An 18,087-nucleotide genomic window follows, 5' to 3' on the forward strand; every position below is an offset into this window, starting at 1 on the left:
CGTGCAAAATCCTCAGCAACAAAGCCGCAGACATTTTCTCTCGCACAGCGCCAAAATCACCGCCACCGGCGCGCTGCTCACGGCAGGCATGGCATCGGCCTCCCCGTTCAAACCGGGCGCCATGAACGAAAAATGTGACGATGCCAGCCAGATCAACGCGATTTCTGCGCCGCATTACCAGTTGCGCAATGTGCGGCTGGAAGAGGGTTTTGAGCGCGAAGGCGATATCGTTATTGCCACCCAAACCGGGCTGTACAACCTGGAAATCAACAACGGCAAAATCGTGGCGATCCAGCCGGCAAAAGGCGCCCCCGCCAGCACCTTGCCGGCTTTTGATGCCAGAGGATTACTCCTGCTTCCCGCCACGCGCGACATGCACATTCACCTCGACAAAACCTTCTACGGCGGCAAATGGGAAGCGCCGCGTCCGCGCAGAGGCAAAACCATCATGGACATGATTGCCCGCGAACAGGTGCTGATCCCCCAACTGTTGCCGACGTCGGTGGAACACGCCGAAGCGGTCATCGGCCTGCTGCATTCCAAAGGCACCACGGTGGCACGCAGCCACTGCAATATCGATCCGGTCAGCGGCCTGAAAAGTCTTGAGCATCTGAAGCGTGCGCTGGAAAAACATCAGCAGGATTTCAGCTGTGAAATCGTGGCGTTTCCGCAGCACGGTTTGCTGCATTCGAAAGTCGATGGGTTGATGCGAGAAGCCATGCAAATGGGCGTGCAGTACGTCGGCGGGCTGGACCCGACTAACGTGGACGGTGCGATGGAAAAATCCCTCGATGCGATGTTCCAGATTGCGCTGGATACCCACAAAGGCGTAGATATTCATCTGCATGAAACCACGCCCGCCGGGATTGCGGCGGTGAAATACATGATTCAGACCGTGGAGAAAAACCCGCAGCTAAAAGGCAAAGTGACGCTCAGCCACGGTTTTGCCCTGGCGATGATGCAGGGCGCGGAACTCGATGAAGTGATCGCCGGGCTTGCCGAACAGCAGTTCACCGTCGCCTCGACTATTCCGCTCGGCAAACTGAACATGCCGCTGCCGCAGCTCAGTCAGAACGGCGTATTTGTCATGACCGGCACCGACAGCGTGATCGACCACTGGTCGCCGTTCGGCACCGGCAGCATGCTGGAAAAAGCCAGCCTCTACGCTCAGCTCTACGGCAACTCCGACGAATTCGGCCTGACCCGCTCTCTCGCCATCGCCACCGGCAACGTCCTGCCGCTCGATGACAGCGGCAAACGCCAGTGGCCTGCGGTCAACGATAACGCCGACATGATCCTGGTCGACGCCAGTTGCTCCGCCGAAGCGGTCGCGCGGGTGTCAGATGTGAAGGCCACGTTCCATCAGGGACGGCTGGTGTTCGGGGCGGTTGGGAAAGTGTGAGGGATTAAAGATCCCTGAATGCCAGACAACAAAAAGCCCCTTTCGGGGCTTTTTGTTGTTCTGTACGTTGATGCCCGAAGGCAAACAATCAGAACGGGATATCGTCATCGAAATCCATTGGCGGTTCGTTGTTCTGCGCTGGCGCGTTGTTTTGCGCAGCCGGACGAGCCTGCTGGCCGCCGCTGAACTGGTTGCCGCCTTGTGGCTGCTGAGGCTGACCCCAACCGCCCTGCTGGCCGCCTGCGGATGGCTGACCGCCACCGGCTGGTGCGCCGCCGCTTGCACGGCCGCCGAGCATCTGCATGGTGCCGCCCACGTTAACCACGACTTCGGTGGTGTATTTTTCAACGCCAGCCTGATCGGTCCATTTACGGGTTTGCAGTGCGCCTTCGATGTAAACCTGAGAACCTTTCTTCAGGTATTCGCCTGCGACTTCCGCTAATTTGCCGAACAACACCACACGGTGCCATTCGGTTTTTTCTTTCTGCTCGCCGGTGGCTTTGTCACGCCAGCTTTCAGACGTTGCCAGAGTGATGTTGGCAACCGCGCCGCCGTTAGGCATGTAGCGGACTTCCGGGTCTTGCCCCAGATTACCGACGAGAATAACTTTGTTTACGCCTCTGCTGGCCATGTGGATTCTCCTGATGATGTATGTCGTGGCTGAAACCACAGTTTGAGATGTGAGTGACTCACTATGGCGTCATTATAAACACAAAATGCAGCAATCCCACCACGTAAGTATTTACGTGCGAGAAACATCGATAAATCGTTTAGCAAAACAACACCCGTTACATCGAGTACTGGATATACATTCAGGTTTTGGGGTGGCACAGGCTGTGATTTGTGTCATAATTGCGCGTTACGTTCTTCTCTGTGCCCGATTCGATGGCTGCCGCGAAACAGGTTTTCACGGCGGTCACCGGCACGGTGAGCTATCAAGTTAATCCGGGAATGATGAATGGATAAGATCGAAGTTCGGGGCGCACGCACCCATAATCTCAAGAATATCAACCTGATTATCCCGCGCGACAAACTGATTGTTGTCACCGGCTTATCCGGTTCAGGCAAGTCCTCTCTGGCGTTCGATACGCTGTACGCCGAAGGCCAGCGCCGCTACGTCGAGTCGCTGTCAGCCTATGCACGCCAATTTTTATCCTTAATGGAAAAACCGGACGTCGACCATATTGAAGGTCTGTCTCCGGCGATTTCGATTGAGCAAAAATCAACGTCGCACAACCCGCGTTCTACCGTCGGGACCATCACGGAAATTCATGACTACCTGCGTCTGCTGTTTGCCCGCGTGGGCGAGCCGCGCTGCCCGGATCATAATATTCCGCTGTCAGCCCAGACCGTCAGCCAGATGGTGGATAACGTGCTGGCGCAGCCGGAAGGCCAGCGCCTGATGTTACTGGCAACCATCATTAAAGACCGCAAAGGTGAGCATACCAAAACGCTGGAAAACCTGGCGTCGCAGGGCTATATCCGTGCGCGTATTGATGGTGAAGTCTGTGATTTGTCCGATCCGCCGACGTTAGAATTGCAGAAAAAACACACCATTGAAGTGGTCGTTGACCGCTTTAAAGTACGTGAAGATCTGGCGCAACGTCTGGCGGAATCGTTTGAAACCGCGCTCGAGCTTTCCGGCGGTACCGCCGTGGTCGCCGATATGGATGACCCGAAAGCCGAAGAGATGCTGTTCTCGGCCAACTTTGCCTGTCCGGTGTGCGGCTACAGCATGCGCGAGCTGGAACCGCGCATGTTCTCATTCAACAACCCGGCCGGTGCCTGCCCGACCTGTGACGGGCTGGGCGTGCAGCAGTTCTTCGATCCTGATCGCGTGGTGCAAAACCCTGAGCTTTCGCTGGCGGGTGGCGCGATACGCGGCTGGGATCGCCGTAACTTCTATTACTTCCAGATGCTGCGCTCTCTTGGCGAGCATTATGATTTCGACGTCGAAGCGCCGTTTAACGAACTGGGCAGCGATGTGCAACACGCGATCCTGCACGGTTCCGGCAAAACCACCATTGAATTCAAATACATTAACGATCGCGGTGATACGTCGATTCGTCGCCATCCGTTTGAAGGCGTGCTGCACAATATGGAGCGCCGTTATAAAGAAACGGAATCCAGCGCGGTACGTGAAGAGCTGTCGAAATATATCAGCAACCGTCCGTGTACGTCCTGCCGTGGCACCCGCCTGCGTGAAGAAGCCCGTAACGTGTTCGTGGAAGAAACCACGCTGCCGGAAATCTCCGATTTCAGCATCGGCCATGCGATGGATTTCTTCCGCAATATGAAACTCAGCGGTCAGCGCGCCAAAATTGCGGAAAAAGTGCTGAAAGAGATCGGCGATCGCCTGAAATTCCTGGTGAATGTCGGGTTGAATTACCTCTCGCTGTCACGTTCTGCAGAAACACTGTCCGGCGGCGAAGCCCAGCGTATCCGTCTGGCAAGCCAGATTGGTGCCGGTCTGGTGGGCGTGATGTACGTGCTGGATGAGCCGTCTATCGGCCTGCATCAGCGCGATAACGAACGTCTGCTGGAAACCCTGATCCACCTGCGCGACCTCGGTAACACAGTGATTGTGGTTGAACATGACGAAGACGCGATCCGCGCCGCTGACCATATTATTGATATCGGACCGGGCGCGGGCGTGCACGGCGGCGAAGTGGTGGCTGAAGGCACCGCTGAAGACATTATGGCGACCGAGAATTCACTGACCGGCCAGTTCCTCAGCGGTAAACGTGAAATCTCTGTACCGGCGCAGCGTGTTCCGGCAGATGCAGCTAAAGTGCTGAAACTGTCCGGCGCCAAAGGCAACAACCTGAAAGACGTCACGCTGACGCTGCCGGTAGGCCTGTTTACCTGCATCACCGGCGTGTCCGGTTCCGGTAAATCGACGCTGATCAACGACACGCTGTTCCCGCTGGCGCAGCGCGAACTGAATGGTGCGACCATTGCCGAAGCGGCACCGTATCGCGAAATCGAAGGTCTGGGGCATTTCGATAAAGTCATCGACATCGATCAAAGCCCGATTGGCCGTACACCGCGTTCCAACCCGGCGACCTACACCGGTATTTTCACGCCGGTGCGCGAGCTGTTTGCTGGTGTGCCAGAATCGCGTTCACGCGGCTATACGCCGGGGCGTTTCAGTTTCAACGTTAAAGGCGGTCGCTGCGAAGCCTGTCAGGGCGACGGCGTGATCAAAGTCGAGATGCACTTCCTGCCGGATATTTATGTGCCGTGCGACCAGTGCAAAGGCAAACGCTATAACCGCGAAACGCTGGAAATTAAATACAAAGGCAAGAGCATCCACGAAGTGCTGGAGATGACCATTGAAGAAGCGCGTGATTTCTTCGATGCCGTCCCTGCCCTTGCGCGTAAATTGCAGACGCTGATCGACGTCGGTCTGACTTACATCAGCCTCGGCCAGTCAGCGACCACGCTGTCCGGCGGTGAAGCGCAGCGCGTGAAACTGGCGCGTGAGCTGTCAAAACGCGGCACCGGTCAGACGTTGTATATTCTCGACGAACCGACCACCGGCCTGCACTTTGCCGATATTCAGCAACTGCTGGAAGTGCTGCATCAGTTACGCGATCAGGGCAACACCATCGTGGTGATTGAACACAATCTGGACGTGATTAAAACTGCGGACTGGATTGTCGATCTCGGGCCGGAAGGCGGTGCGGGTGGCGGACAGATTCTGGTCGCCGGTACACCGGAAACCGTCGCACAATGCAAAGAATCGCATACCGCACGCTTCCTGAAACCACTGCTGGAACGCCACAGCCAGCAGGCGAAGAAAAGCGCGTAAAGCCATAGCAAAAGGCCTTCCCAAACGGAAGGCCTTTTTGTTTGCCATGATTACAGACCAAATCCTTCTCTGATCCTTTTGATGACATCTTCTACAGAACCCCGCTCATTCAGTGATCTGAGATCAATACTCTCATCTGGCAGTTTTGTGAGAAACATCTTCATGTCAGCCCGAATCTTCTCGGAAATGGCGACTGCCTTTCCTGTCAATTGACCTGATAATCGGATCACATCATTTCTGTGCTTATTAACAACACGGGAATCCACAGTTTCTCCTGCGGCCTTGCGGGTTGACAGATCCAGCCACGCATTCATTTTTAAAGGGATTAACCTGTCTGCTCCGATATACGAGAATAATTCCGTGCGCAGGAGGCCATCCCTGAGAAAGGCATAATAATCTTCATCGAGGAGGATGGCTGAGAGACTGGAAACACCTTCATCTTTTGGGATCGGGATAATCTGAGCATCTTCCGGGTGTTCCATTCCTTGTGGAGAACGCGAGAAAAGTTCAATCTGAAAGGGGTAAGTGGTGTCTTCTGGTTTCAGAAACCGGTAAAAAATGGGCTTTCCCTCACCAGTCTGGCGGATCTCGTAGCTGCCTGACTTAATAAATTCCCAAAACAGGCTGACAAAATCAGGGCTCAGAGCCTCAATAATGAGTACTATATCCAGATCTTTGGTGGCCCGAAATTCCTCTCCGGCTTCATCCATGGTGATCCAGGATGCAACACCACCGATGAGTACGTATTGATCCTGATATTTTTTGAAATATTCGCCAAACAGTTTTAATCCCCGAATTTCATCCATGGGTATTGCTCCTTAAGTTCACCGAGTGCCAGTTGGACCCGTTCGTCCTGATTATCTTTCTGTGTCAGATACAGAGATATTTCATCAACGATATGTGTTGAAGCTTTGGGACTCCGATAACTCCAGATTTCAACTGAAGCTACGGCGCTGTCGATATGAGTGACTTCATCAAATTCCCCACTCTTCAGGAATGAAGTGAATACTTTCTGAGTCATCGCAAATACGGGCTTAGCGCGACGGGCCAACATCGTGTATTCCGCTAAGGCACTGTCTCCGGCATAGCAGACCCCCTCATTCAAAGGTGGGATCTTATTAATCCAAACGAATTTTTTAATGGGATTGCGCATCATCAACAATGCTTTTTCAAAAGTTTTTGAACGTGAAAATCTGAGCGAATAGTATCTGGTCGAAAAATCTCGCTTATGCGTTGAGGAAAGGAGCCCGGATTTTGTCAGTTCAGAAATTGCTTTGGAGAGCGTCACGCGGCTGTACTTGTACGACCCCATTAGCTGATCTGCCGTGTAAACCACGTCAGGTTTAGAGGCTGACTCGTCAAACAATAGCTGGATTAGCATGGCCTGAGTGGCCGGTGAAAAATCAATCTCTTCGTTTTTTACTGTGCTGTTTTTCCTGATTCTGAAAACCTCACGCAAATCCATGGCTAATTCAGGAATAAAGAATTGCTTTTTAATCGCAATAAAATTTATGTGATGCTCAATCAGGCTACGGCGTTCCGCCAGGTTCATATTTTCGCAGACGTAAACAACAACTTTATTTGTCACCTTTTCAATCAGTGACAAACGTTTCCTTAGCGCGACAATGCCAGGATATTCGTCATCATGCTGTAAGGCGGCCAGTAAAATAAGAGAGGCTTCACCTGGCACGCGGATCTCCAATTCAAAGAAACTAAAAGCCTCCTGAATACTGAATGAAACAGGTAATTTTACCTCGGTAGCTCGGGTGCTAAAGCCTAAGACCGATTCGAGATATTCGCCCAGTTCTGCTATTTTCCGAGTCATTTGCGGATCCGTGTAAAGCCATTTTCTAGAGTGTAAACTGCACTGCTTTTCATGTCAAAAATGACTTTACACGCGTAGATCACTTAAATATCTTCTGCACAAACTCCGCATAGGCCGGGCGCCAGACGTCCATTTCGTGGCCGAGATTCGGATATTCGTGATAGTCGAATTTAATCTTTTTCTCTTCCAGCTCGGTTTTCAGTCCGGCAATATCCTTGCCCGTCACCACATCTTTTTCCCCGACAACCACGGTGAAGTTTTTCAGCTGGGCGTTGATTTTTTCCGGCTCGGCGAAGCGTTTCGCCACGTCGGCATTCGGCACGGTCGTAGTGCTGACGCCGCTGAGTGTCGCCAGCCAGCCAAACTGATCAAGGTGCGTCATGCCGCTGACCAGCGTCTGATAGCCGCCCTGTGAAAGCCCGGCCAAAGCGCGACCGGCGGCGTCATCACGTACGCGGAAGGTTTTGGAAATCAGCGGGATAATGTCGCCGGTCAGCTCTTTATCTGCGGCGGCAGCATTGCGCGGGTAAAACTCTTTGCGGCGATCTTTGGTGACGTAATCTTCCGGCACCACGCCTTTGGCGTCGGTTTCGGTATCCGGAATGACTACCAGCATCGGCACGATTTTTTTCTCCGCCAGCAGGTTATCCATGATTTGCGGAATGCGCCCCTGATCCAGCGCCGAGCGACCAGTGTCGCCAAAGCCGTGATAGAAATACAGCACCGGCAGCGGCTTTGAGGCATCGCTGTAACCAGGCGGCGTCCATACCGCGACCTGACGCTCGGAATTCAGCGCGGCGGAATGATAGGTCAGGGTGCGCACTTCTCCGTGCGGCACGTTTTTCACATCAAGAATACTGCCGGGCACCAGGATTAAACTGGTATTCACCTGACGCTGTGGTTTGGGCATTGCACTGCCCGGATCGGCAATCCGCAAACCATCCACGTTGAAGAAATATTCATAGAGATCAGGCTTCTGTGCACCGGATGTCCAGCTCCAGATGCCCTTATCATCCTTGGTCATCTGATGCGGAATGTACGTCACCGGCGTGGCGCCGGTCACCACATCGACATGTTCAGCCGTCGGCGCATACAACCGGTAAGTGATGGTCAAATCAGGATTCACCGCCGTGATGTAATTCTTCGCAGGCACCGACGCATCAGGATCCTGCGGCAGACTTTGCGCAGAGACGATCAGGGGGAACGGCGCACTGAGCGCCAGAATCAAAAGCGTGGCGAGATTCAGCCGGTTACGGGTCATCATCCTTTCCTTCTGGGTTGGCGTGAGCAAATGGACAACCTGTCCTCAAGTAACTCACTGTTTTTGCACAACTCTCAGAGTAGGTTATTTTTGCCGTCCGCGAGCGTGATCGGCGTCACTGTTCAGAAGATGCGTCTAACGCATGAAGCTGCGGCAGCGCACTCAGCCGCTGATAAGCAAAGTCCCAGAAAGTCCGCACCTTGCGCGGCATTTGCTGGACCTGCTGCGCCACCAGTTGTACCGGCAACGGCAAAGGTTCGAAATCCGCCAGGATCCGCACCATATTGCCCGCCTGCACATCATCCTTCACCTGATACGACAGTAACCGTGCTATCCCCTGCCCGCTGCGCACCGCCAGCAACTGCGATTCCACATCATTAGAAAGCAGACGCGGCGACAGCCGGACGCGCAAATCATCCTCATGCGGCCCGAAACGCCATTCCCGGATTTGCGTGCGCAGCGTGCCCATCACCGTCTGATGCGCGGCCAGTTCCGAAGGATGCTGCGGTTCGCCATGCTGCGCCAGATACGCCGGGCTGGCGACCAGCACGCGGGTCACTTCGGCGACCTTACGCGCGACTTTGCCTGAATCTTCCTGATGACCGATGCGTACTGCCAGATCTAACCCTTCGTCAATCAGATCCAGATTACGGTCATTTAACATCATTTCGATTTGCATATCAGGATGTTGCGCCAGAAATTCCATCACCAGTGGCGCGACGTGTTTGCGACCGAACTGTACCGGCGCGGTGATGCGCAGCAGGCCGCTGAGCTGGGTTTCAGCGGTATCTTCTACCGCATTCTGATACTGGCTGAGCAGCAGCCGGGCTTTTTCCGCCAGCCTTGCGCCCGCTTCTGTCGGCGCCAGACTGCGGGTGGTGCGCTCCACCAGCCTTGCGCCGAACCGGTGTTCCAGCGAAGCAATGGCGCGGGTGATGGCCGGTGGAGAACGGTGAAGTTTACGGGCAGCTTCCGCCAGGCTGCCATACTGAAGTACAGCGACAAAAATCGCCATTTCGTCCAAACGATCCATAGATTCTTCCACGAAGTGAAACGCTCAATTTCAATCTTCGTGGATCACAATCATCTGATGCAAGAGTAATCTTTGATTCATACCTCAAAAGGAGACAGCCAATGCCCGCCATTCAACTTTACAGTACGCCGCTTTCCGGCCACTGCCACCGTGTCATCCTGCTGCTGAACATGCTCAGTCTGCCCTTTGAAACCAAAGACGGCGGCAAAGATGTTCGCCAGACCGCAGCGTTCGCGCAGTTAAATCCGCTGCAACAGGTGCCGGTGCTGACCGACGGCGAACACGTTGTCACCGACAGTAATGCGATTCTGGTGTATCTGGTGAAACGCTACGCGCCCGACAGCCACTGGTTGCCGGAAGATCCGCTGCAGGCCGCTGAAGTGCAAAAATGGTTGTCCCGCGCCGCCGGTGAAGTGCGTTACGGCCCGGCATCTGCCCGTATGGTGAAACAGTTTTCTGCACCGGAATCTTATGAAAGCGCGCTGACCGTGTCGGCAAAATTTCTGCCGCAGCTTGAACAACATCTGGAAAACAGCGAGTTTCTGGCGACGGAGCGGGCAACAATTGCCGATCTGGCCTGTTACAGCTATGTGGCGGCGGCACCGGAAGGCGGCGTTTCGCTGGCGGATTATCCGGCGATTCACCGCTGGCTGAAACGGGTGGAAAGCCTGCCGGGCTTTACGCCACTGCCTGCGTTGCCACTGCCTGAGATTGCGGGGTAAAAGACGATGAATAACCCTTTCCATGCAGACGAAATCCTGGCGCAGGACATGGCGGGGTTTGATGTTTCCGCACACGGCATCCGCGATGCGATGCCGGAACAACACCGGCTGTTTTTCGCCGCGTTACCGTATTTGTTTATCTCGACGCTGGATGACCACGGCTGGCCAGTGGCGACTCTGCTGACCGGCCCCGCCGGTTTTATCCGCACGCCGGATGACACCCATTTGCGGGTGAACGCGCCAAGGCGGGCGGACGATCCGGCGCTGGCCGCCTTACAACCGGGGAAACAGATCGGCGGACTGGGGATCGATTTTTCCAACCGGCGGCGTAACCGCGTGAACGGCAGGATCGGGCGCATGGATAAAAACCGCATTGAGATCGTCGTCGATCAGAGTTTTGGTAATTGTCCGCAGTATATTCAGGTTCGCAAACTTGCCGATGTGCCCGTCAGTTTGCCGCTGCCTGCGCGGGAGGATATGTCCGAACCGGATGCTGACGCCCGCGCACTGATTGCCCGTGCCGATACGTTTTTTATCGCCAGCCACGCGCACGGCGGTGCCGATGTGTCGCATCGCGGCGGTCAGCCGGGGTTTGCGCATCTGGTGGGAAACCGTTTGTGGGTGCCTGATTTTCGCGGTAACCGTTATATGAATACGCTGGGGAATTTACTGGCAGAACCGCGTGCGGCGCTGCTATTTATCGATTTTGAGAACGGTGATGTGTTGCATCTTCAGGGACACACGCAGATCCACTGGCAACCGGAAGATATTCCCGGTCCGGCGGGCGCAGAACGTTACTGGAGTCTGGACATCACCCGCGCGTGGCGCTTTCGTGGCGCACTGCCGTGGCGGGCAGAGACGGCGGACTTCTCCTCTGCAACGCTCAGCAGCGGCAACTGGCCGGACAATCAGCGGCCAATTTCCTGACGCACCGCCTCCGGCAGCCCGGATACCACCAGTTGGTAGGAGCCGTCGATCAAATAATAAAACTGAGAATCGGGCAGCGAGCCGTCGAGGAACACCGTATTCCAGTGCGCTTTGTTGAGATGATCGCCCGGCACAATATCCGGATGTGTTGCCCGTAATTGCTCTGCCAGCTCCGGGCTGGTTTTCAGCGAAATCGCCTCGCGGCCGTCAATTTCACACACCATGGCAAACATCGCGTCGCCCACTTTTACCTGATTAGCACCGCGCTGATTTTCAACACTTTGCTCCGCGCCGGGTTTTCCCATGCAATAGGTCAGCAATTCCGAACTGGTCATGTTTGGATTTCTCCTTGTAATGTGATGACGATCCGGCGTTGTCCGCCGTCGATCCGATGTTCGCCCAGCCAGATCCCCTGCCAGGTGCCAAGCAGCAATCTTCCCCGGGAAACGGGCAGCACTAATGATGCGCCTAACAGCGACGACTTAATGTGACCCGGCATGTCATCGCGGCCTTCGTAATCATGCTCGTAAGGCGCGTTTTCCGGCACGGTGCGCATGAAATGTTGTTCCATGTCGTAGCGCACGGTCGGGTCACAATTCTCATTGAGCGTCAGCGACGCAGAAGTGTGCTGGATAAATAAATGCACCAGCCCGGTTTGTACTTCATGCAGACGGTCAATTTTGCTGACCACTTCATCGGTGATCAGATGAAAGCCCCGCGCTTTTGCGCCGAGCGTAATAGTTTGCTGATGCCACATATGTCTTTCCATATCCTTTCAGCCGTAAATTCAACTGTAGTAAGTGTGCAGCAACATGACGAAAAATAAAGGCGGAAGACGTAAAGAGCCGTAAAGGCGGGAAAGGTCGCCACACGACCGGTTCACCGTGGCGACCTGTTTTTTATTGTGTGGCGGCGGAAAGATTGCTTTTTTCGGCCCGCGTTTCAGATGCGGGGGCTTTTTTGCGCCGGGCGATTTCTTCAATAATTTTCGCGAAACGTGCTTCGTTCAGCTGATAAAAGAGACCCATGATGATGGCGGCGCTCACAGCCAGTAAACAGGGCCAGATAAAAATCAGCTGGCGCAAACCGAGTAAGGTCGCGCTCCCCTGCACCGCATTCGGGATATAACCGATTTGCGTCAGCATAATTCCCGGCAGGAAACCGGCGAGCGCGGCAGATATTTTTCGTGAAAAGGTATAACCGGTATACACCGAGCCTTCGGCACGAATACCGGTTTTCCATTCGCCGTAATCCACGGTATCCGGCACCAGCGCCCAGTTCAGGCTGTTGACAAAGGCGGTGCCAAAGAATGCCATGCAGGAAAACAGCACAAAGGTTAACGAGCTGTTTCCCCAGAGGAAATTAAGCATATCGCCTGTCGCCCACAGCAGTAATCCGCCCAGATACACCTGCTTTTTGCCAAACCGTTTCACGCAGCCCGGCACCAGAAAGACACCGACCAGAATACAGCCCATGCTGAAAAAACCCATCCACGACAGCAGATGAATATCGTTGAGGACGTACTGCGTGTAATACACCTGGATCGCCAGTTTGATGTTAAACGCCGCCAGCGTACACAGGTTAGCGAGGCACAGCACCAGCAACGGCGGATTGCGAAAAATGGCGCGAAACGACCGCAGGATGCCGGATTTATGCCCCGCTGGCGTGAGTTCAACGTAACGTTCCCGCACGCCGCGATAGCACCAGCCCATACACAAAATGCCGCAGGTAGCGAAAATCAGCGCGGCGGAGAAATACCCCACCGACGGTGAAGCGCCGAACAACGCCTGTACCGGCATAAACCCGACGGTACACAACAATAATCCGAACGTAGCACCGCCCTGCCGCCAGGCTGCCAGCTGTGCCCGTTCGTGCGGATTTTTGGTGATAGCGGGCACCATCGCGCCGTACGAACAGTTCATCAGGCTGTAGAACAAGCCGAACAACATAAACAGTACGGTGGCGAGCGCCGTTTTCACCGGCAGACCGAAATCATTGGCCATAAACTGCGCCGTCGCCACCAGCCCGACCGGCACGGAGGCATACAAAATGAACGGTCTGAACTTACCCCGCGTACCAATATGACGACGGGAATCAAGTAACACGCCGGTCAGCATATCGGTGAACGCGGTGAAAAACTTCGCCACCAGGAAGATGATGCCGCCATAAAACGCCGGCATGCCCAGCTCATCGGTATAAAACTTCAGGAGATACAGCGTCCCGATACATAACATCAGGTTCGAGCCAAAATCGCCCATTCCATAGGCGCACTTCTCACGCAACGTCAGCGGATCAGGGTGATGAAAATCCTTCATAGGCGATCCTCAAAACGCCCCGCAGGGCGCTGTTACAGTGAATGCATTAGGCCGTCTGCTTACGCTGCTCAATTTCCGCAACGATGCGCACGTACATTTTCTCGTTGAGGTTATAGAAACAGCCCATCGCCACGATGGTGATTGCCGCCAGCGCGCAGGGATAAATGAAGATCAACTGACGCAGCCCTTCCTGCGTATCCGCTGACTGCACCACGTTAGGCACATAGCCGATTTGCGTCAGCATCAGACCGGGGAAGAACCCCGCCAGGGCCTGCGACACTTTGCGAAAGAAGGTGAAACCGGTGTAAACCGTGCCTTCCGAACGCACACCAGTACGCCACTCGCCGTATTCCACCGTGTCGGACACCAGCGCCCAGTTGAGGCTGTTGACGAACGCCGATCCGAAGAACGCCAGACAGGAGAACCCGACGAAGCTGACCGAGCCGCTGCCATAGAAGTAGTTGAGGATGTCGCCGACAATCCACAGTGCCAGACCGCCGATATACACTTTTTTCTTGCCGAATCGCCGCACGGCAGCGGGCATCAGGAACACGCCGATGAAAATGCACCCCATGCTGAAAAAGCCCATGCAGGAGAGCAGGATCGGATCGTTGAGCACGTACTGCGTGTAATACACCTGGATCGCCAGTTTGACGTTGAACGCCCCCAGCGTGCAGAGATTGGCGATGCACAGAATGAACAGCGGACGGTTACCGGCAATCGCCCGGAATGACTGCAACAGCCCCGGTTTTTGCGTGTGACTGACAGGCTGCGCGTCCACATAACGCTCTTTTACCCCGGCATAACACAGCCACATAAACAGCAACCCCACCAGCGAGAACAGCGTCGCGGCAAAAATATAACTGCGCTGCGAACTGCCTTCCAGCAGATTCATCACGGGCACAAAACCGACAGTGCACAGCAGTAATCCCAGCGTGGCACCGCCCTGCCGCCACGCTGCGAGTGATGCCCGCTCGTCCGGATTTTTAGTGATGGCAGGCACCATCGCGCCATAAGAACAATTCATCATGCTGAAAAATAATCCATACAGCATGAAGAGCAGCGTTGCCACCACGGTTTTACCGGTGATCTCCAGCGGCGTGCCGACGAAATTGGCGACCGCCAGCAAAGTGACCGGAAACGCGGCGTATAACACGAAGGGGCGGAATTTGCCCTTTGGCCCGATTTTACGGCGTGAATCCAGCATGATGCCGGTGCCCATATCGGTAAATGCAGTGAAGAATTTGGCGATCAGAAAAATAATGCCGCCGTAGGTGCCCGGCAGACCGAGCACGTCAGTGTAAAATTTCAGCAGGTACAGCGTGCCGATATCAAGCAAGATATTGGAGCCTAAATCGCCCATCCCGTAGGCCAGTTTTTCCCTGAACGGCAGGCGCAGGGTCGCAGGGTTTTCCGGTGTTGTCTGACTCATTATTATTCTCCTTCAGCCACCGGGGCGATGTCTTCAACCCCGGTGGCTGAGCCTGATCAGAGGTGACGTAATTCGCCGAACAACGCTGCCCACTCGCTGTCTGCACGATAAAAGACCGGCGGCTGACCCAGCGGCGCGGTCACCGTGATATCCCCGCCGTGATACGTTTCGCCGGTCCAGGCATGGATCCACGTATCCTGCGGCAGATACAGCGACCACTCGCTGCGCCCCTCTTCATGCACCGGTGCCACCAGCAGATCGCGGCCAAACAGGTACTGGTATTTCAGCGTGTAGGTGCGGGCATCGTCTTCGTAATGCAGGAATAACGGACGCATCACCGGTAAACCGCTCTGGCTGTTTTGCCTGACGGCCTGCCGGATATACGGCTTGAGATGGGTGAACACGCCAGTCATGCGGGCGAAATGCGCAATGGTTTCGGCATCGCCGTCAAACTGCCAGTTATCCCCCGGACGGTTGCCTTCGTGGGTGCGCATCATCGGCGTGAAAGCGCTGAAATCGCACCAGTGCAGCAGCAGTTCTTTGCTGCGTTTCATGTCGAACAGCGTGGTATAACCGCCGATGTCGCTGTGATGCAGACCGTGGCCGCTCATCGCCAGCGACAACGCCGCCGGGATCACCGAGGCCAGCCCGTCGTCCAGGCTCCAGTCAACGTTCTGATCGCCCGCCCACATCATCGTCGAATACTTCTGGCTGCCGGTGTATCCGGCGCGCATAAAGAACAGCACCTCGCCGAGTTTGCCGGTTTCCTGCAAGGCTTCGTAGTTACACTTCGCCCACAGTGCAGGCCAGGCGTTATGCATAATTTCCGCGCTGACGCCGTTATGCAGGAAAGTGTCAGTCGGCAGATATTCGCCAAAATCCGCCATCCAGCCGCCACATCCCAGCTCAATCAGGTTCTTTTTGATGACGTTTTTGAACCAGTCATAGGCAGCGGGATTTGTCAGATCGACCACGCCTGCGTAGAACTCGCCGAACTCAACGTGATAATCACCACCGCAGACATCTTTGGTCAGATAACCTTTTTCTGAGGCTTCGGCACACAAATCCCGATCACTGGCGACGTAAGGATTGATGTAAGAAAGGAACTGCACGCCCTCTTCTTTCCACTGAGGAATACGCTGGTCGAGTTGCGGATACAGCTCACTGTTCCACTTCCAGTTCCACATCACGCGTTTGCCGAATGAGGTCATGCGGATACCGGACCAGTCCTGCGCCCAGATGCCGTTGACCCTCACGCCGCCTTCGCGCATCACGTCGAGTTTTTGCTGGCAAGCTTCCGTGCCGCCCTGAATACCCAGCGTCACGCCGTCGTACACCCAGTCCGGCAATTCCGGCTGGCGGCCTAACAGCGCGGTAAGTTTTTCCAGCAGGCTGATATAGTCGTCGGCGCATTCAAAACGCAGCGTGGCGTTATCTTCCCGCAAGGCCAGTTCGTGGTATTCCGGCGCGCTGAAATCGAAATTCATATAGCCGCTGTTTTCAACATGGCAGTAGAACTTCTGCGTGCTGACAAAGGTCGGCTGCGGGAAGAAGGTCCAGTAATAGTCGCCGCCTGCATTCTCTTTACAGTCGGCCTGCCAGGTGACATAGGTCTGTTTGTTGCGCCCGACGCCCTGTTCGCTGGTCCACAGCGGGAAAGGTTTGCCGCGCAAATCAAAGTAAGAGAACTGTTCGCCGCAGCCGTATATATGATCTTCTGGCTGTGCCGCCAGCCGCAGCCAGATGCGGTTATGAGCGCGGTTATCGTTGTGCAATGTCAGTTGCAAACGCCCGCTGTCATCGGTGCCGACCACCAGCGTCGCGCTGAACGTATCGCTCCGGCTGAAATGCACTTTCCACCCTGCAGGCTGCGCGGTGATACTGACATCCGTCAGCGCGACCTTTTCATTCAGGCGATCTTTAATACTGAAATTGCCGCGGAACATCTCGATATCCGCCTCGCCGCCGCCAATCCATAAACACGGCGCTTGCGCGGTATGGCGTAAAATCAGGCGCTGCTGATAAATCAGCGAAAATTCATTGTTACCGGTGATAAATTCAATCTGAGTATTTTTATTTTGTAGGGTACTCATGATGGTCTCCGTTATTTTTATTTTGCATTGATGTCCAGCAGACCGGCGGCCACGGCCGGTGCCAGCCCCGGCGCCAGCGGCAGGCGCGGGATCACCAGACAATGCAGGAGATGATAAATATCCTGTTTGCCATCCCAGACTTTGGTGGTGACTTTATTGTTGGTATCCAGCTCCTGCCACCAGGAGCCATTTTCATAGTCCATCAGATATTTCACGCAGTAATCCCACCAGGTCTGATACCAGGTTTCGTATTGCGCCTCGCCGGTCACGCAGTGCAGCGCATACGCGGTGCCCATCGCCTCAACAATGGGCCAGCGCACCCGCTCACGCACAATAGGTTTACCGTCCCAGTCAACGGAATAGACAAAACCGTCCGCGCCGTCCGCTGCCCAGGCATCGCGGATTGTGGCGTGGAACAACCCTTTGGCATCTTCCAGCAGCCAGGCCGGAGGCGTTTCAAAACGGGCCTCCAGCGCGGCATGAAGATGCAACATCAGGCGTCCCCATTCGATCCAATGCCCCGGCGTGCCACCGTAAGCGCGGAAACGGTGCGCCGGATTATCTTTGTTGTAATCGCGGATCGGGTTCCACTGCGTATCAAAATGCTCATTGACCCGGTATTCACCGCGCCGGGCGACGTCATGAATAATCACCGAGGCAATTCTCAGTGCGCGATCCAGCCATTTGCGCTCGTGCGTGACATCGTAGACGATCAGGAAAGCTTCGACGGCGTGCATGTTGGCATTGCCGCCGCGATAGGCTTCGGTTTCGCTGAACGCTTCATCCCACGACTCCAGACACATCTGTTCGTCTTCACTCCAGAAGTATTTTTCGATCACGCCGATGGCCTGATCGAGTAACGCTCTGGCCTCAGGATGGCCGGTGGTGACGGCGCTGGCCGCGCCCAGCAAAACGAAGAAATGCTGATAGCCTTGTTTCGAGGCATCCACCACGCCTTCGTCGTTTACGCAGGCATACCAGCCGCCGTGCTGTTTATCCGCCAGTGCGCCGTTAAGGGCGCAGATGCCGTGATCCACCAGCGCATAAGCGCCGGGGCGCCCCATGCCTGCGGCAACGGAATAGACGTGCAGCATGCGGGCAGTGATCCACAAATGGGTGCCCATATCGGCCCGCACTTGTCCGTTATTGCCCAGCCAGCCAAAGCCGGTGGGCACAGCAGCATTTTTGCCAAAATCGAAGATCCGGTCGGTTTCCTGTTCAAGCCAGCGGTGGTGGCTCATCGTGTTAAACCATTTCATTTTC

Annotated in this window: 14 protein-coding genes and 1 pseudogene; 4 read left to right on the top strand and 11 right to left on the bottom strand. The window is 55.1% G+C overall.

Annotation, left to right across the window (positions count from 1 at the left end; translation table 11 throughout):
- The first annotated feature begins 1 nt into the window (after window position 1).
- Window positions 2-1,402 (top strand): amidohydrolase family protein, encoded by a 1,401-nt coding sequence (locus RAHAQ2_RS20045; protein ID WP_015698971.1) that lies wholly within the window; start codon window positions 2-4, stop codon window positions 1,400-1,402.
- An 88-nt stretch (window positions 1,403-1,490) separates the two neighbouring features.
- Here RAHAQ2_RS20045 and RAHAQ2_RS20050 read toward each other — a convergent pair whose 3' ends face one another.
- Complete coding sequence (locus RAHAQ2_RS20050; RefSeq protein WP_015698972.1) at window positions 1,491-2,033, bottom strand: single-stranded DNA-binding protein; 543 nt, start codon at window positions 2,031-2,033, stop codon at window positions 1,491-1,493.
- 327 nt (window positions 2,034-2,360) lie between these two features.
- Between RAHAQ2_RS20050 and uvrA the strand changes: the two genes are divergently transcribed.
- Window positions 2,361-5,216: an excinuclease ABC subunit UvrA gene (gene uvrA / locus RAHAQ2_RS20055; protein ID WP_015698973.1), complete on the top strand. Its 2,856-nt coding sequence runs from the start codon at window positions 2,361-2,363 to the stop codon at window positions 5,214-5,216.
- A 50-nt stretch (window positions 5,217-5,266) separates the two neighbouring features.
- On the opposite strand, the gene RAHAQ2_RS20060 is transcribed toward uvrA, so the two are convergent.
- The 4 genes from RAHAQ2_RS20060 to RAHAQ2_RS20075 all read right to left on the bottom strand — a co-directional run bounded on the left by RAHAQ2_RS20060 (window position 5,267) and on the right by RAHAQ2_RS20075 (window position 9,335).
- Window positions 5,267-6,022 (bottom strand): hypothetical protein, encoded by a 756-nt coding sequence (locus tag RAHAQ2_RS20060; RefSeq protein ID WP_015698974.1) that lies wholly within the window; start codon window positions 6,020-6,022, stop codon window positions 5,267-5,269.
- On the bottom strand, window positions 6,001-7,041 hold the full coding sequence (locus RAHAQ2_RS20065) for a hypothetical protein (RefSeq protein ID WP_015698975.1): 1,041 nt from the start codon (window positions 7,039-7,041) through the stop codon (window positions 6,001-6,003). The genes RAHAQ2_RS20060 and RAHAQ2_RS20065 overlap by 22 nt, the downstream gene beginning before the upstream one ends.
- A gap of 79 nt (window positions 7,042-7,120) precedes the next feature.
- Complete coding sequence (locus RAHAQ2_RS20070) at window positions 7,121-8,302, bottom strand: esterase (protein WP_015698976.1); 1,182 nt, start codon at window positions 8,300-8,302, stop codon at window positions 7,121-7,123.
- 115 nt (window positions 8,303-8,417) lie between these two features.
- Window positions 8,418-9,335 carry a LysR family transcriptional regulator gene (locus RAHAQ2_RS20075; protein ID WP_015698977.1) on the bottom strand — a complete coding sequence of 306 codons (918 nt, stop codon included), beginning with the start codon at window positions 9,333-9,335 and terminating at the stop codon, window positions 8,418-8,420.
- Between the two features lie 101 nt (window positions 9,336-9,436).
- Between RAHAQ2_RS20075 and RAHAQ2_RS20080 the strand changes: the two genes are divergently transcribed.
- Both RAHAQ2_RS20080 and RAHAQ2_RS20085 read left to right on the top strand, forming a co-directional pair.
- Entirely contained in the window at window positions 9,437-10,057 is a 621-nt protein-coding gene (locus RAHAQ2_RS20080) for a glutathione S-transferase (RefSeq protein WP_015698978.1), read from the top strand.
- A gap of 6 nt (window positions 10,058-10,063) precedes the next feature.
- Window positions 10,064-10,984, top strand: a complete 921-nt coding sequence (locus RAHAQ2_RS20085) for a pyridoxamine 5'-phosphate oxidase family protein (RefSeq protein ID WP_015698979.1) — start codon at window positions 10,064-10,066, stop codon at window positions 10,982-10,984.
- On the opposite strand, the gene RAHAQ2_RS20090 is transcribed toward RAHAQ2_RS20085, so the two are convergent.
- From RAHAQ2_RS20090 to yihS, 6 genes and pseudogenes are all read right to left on the bottom strand, one after another.
- A complete protein-coding gene (locus RAHAQ2_RS20090; protein ID WP_015698980.1) occupies window positions 10,966-11,319 on the bottom strand; it encodes an MmcQ/YjbR family DNA-binding protein in 354 nt (117 codons plus the stop codon). The two genes, RAHAQ2_RS20085 and RAHAQ2_RS20090, sit on opposite strands and share 19 nt — an antisense overlap.
- Window positions 11,316-11,741: a secondary thiamine-phosphate synthase enzyme YjbQ gene (locus tag RAHAQ2_RS20095; RefSeq protein ID WP_015698981.1), complete on the bottom strand. Its 426-nt coding sequence runs from the start codon at window positions 11,739-11,741 to the stop codon at window positions 11,316-11,318. The genes RAHAQ2_RS20090 and RAHAQ2_RS20095 overlap by 4 nt, the downstream gene beginning before the upstream one ends.
- Before the next feature lie 117 nt (window positions 11,742-11,858).
- Window positions 11,859-13,299: pseudogene (locus tag RAHAQ2_RS20100) on the bottom strand (MFS transporter); the annotation flags it as partial.
- A 46-nt stretch (window positions 13,300-13,345) separates the two neighbouring features.
- Window positions 13,346-14,731: an MFS transporter gene (locus RAHAQ2_RS20105; protein WP_015698983.1), complete on the bottom strand. Its 1,386-nt coding sequence runs from the start codon at window positions 14,729-14,731 to the stop codon at window positions 13,346-13,348.
- Window positions 14,732-14,787: 56 nt separating this feature from the next.
- Window positions 14,788-16,824 (bottom strand): alpha-glucosidase, encoded by a 2,037-nt coding sequence (locus tag RAHAQ2_RS20110; protein WP_015698984.1) that lies wholly within the window; start codon window positions 16,822-16,824, stop codon window positions 14,788-14,790.
- A 17-nt stretch (window positions 16,825-16,841) separates the two neighbouring features.
- Complete coding sequence (yihS, locus tag RAHAQ2_RS20115) at window positions 16,842-18,083, bottom strand: sulfoquinovose isomerase (RefSeq protein ID WP_015698985.1); 1,242 nt, start codon at window positions 18,081-18,083, stop codon at window positions 16,842-16,844.
- Window positions 18,084-18,087: the final 4 nt, after the last annotated feature.

It is taken from the genome of Rahnella aquatilis CIP 78.65 = ATCC 33071 (genome assembly GCF_000241955.1).
GTDB classification, from domain to species: Bacteria; Pseudomonadota; Gammaproteobacteria; order Enterobacterales; family Enterobacteriaceae; genus Rahnella; species Rahnella aquatilis.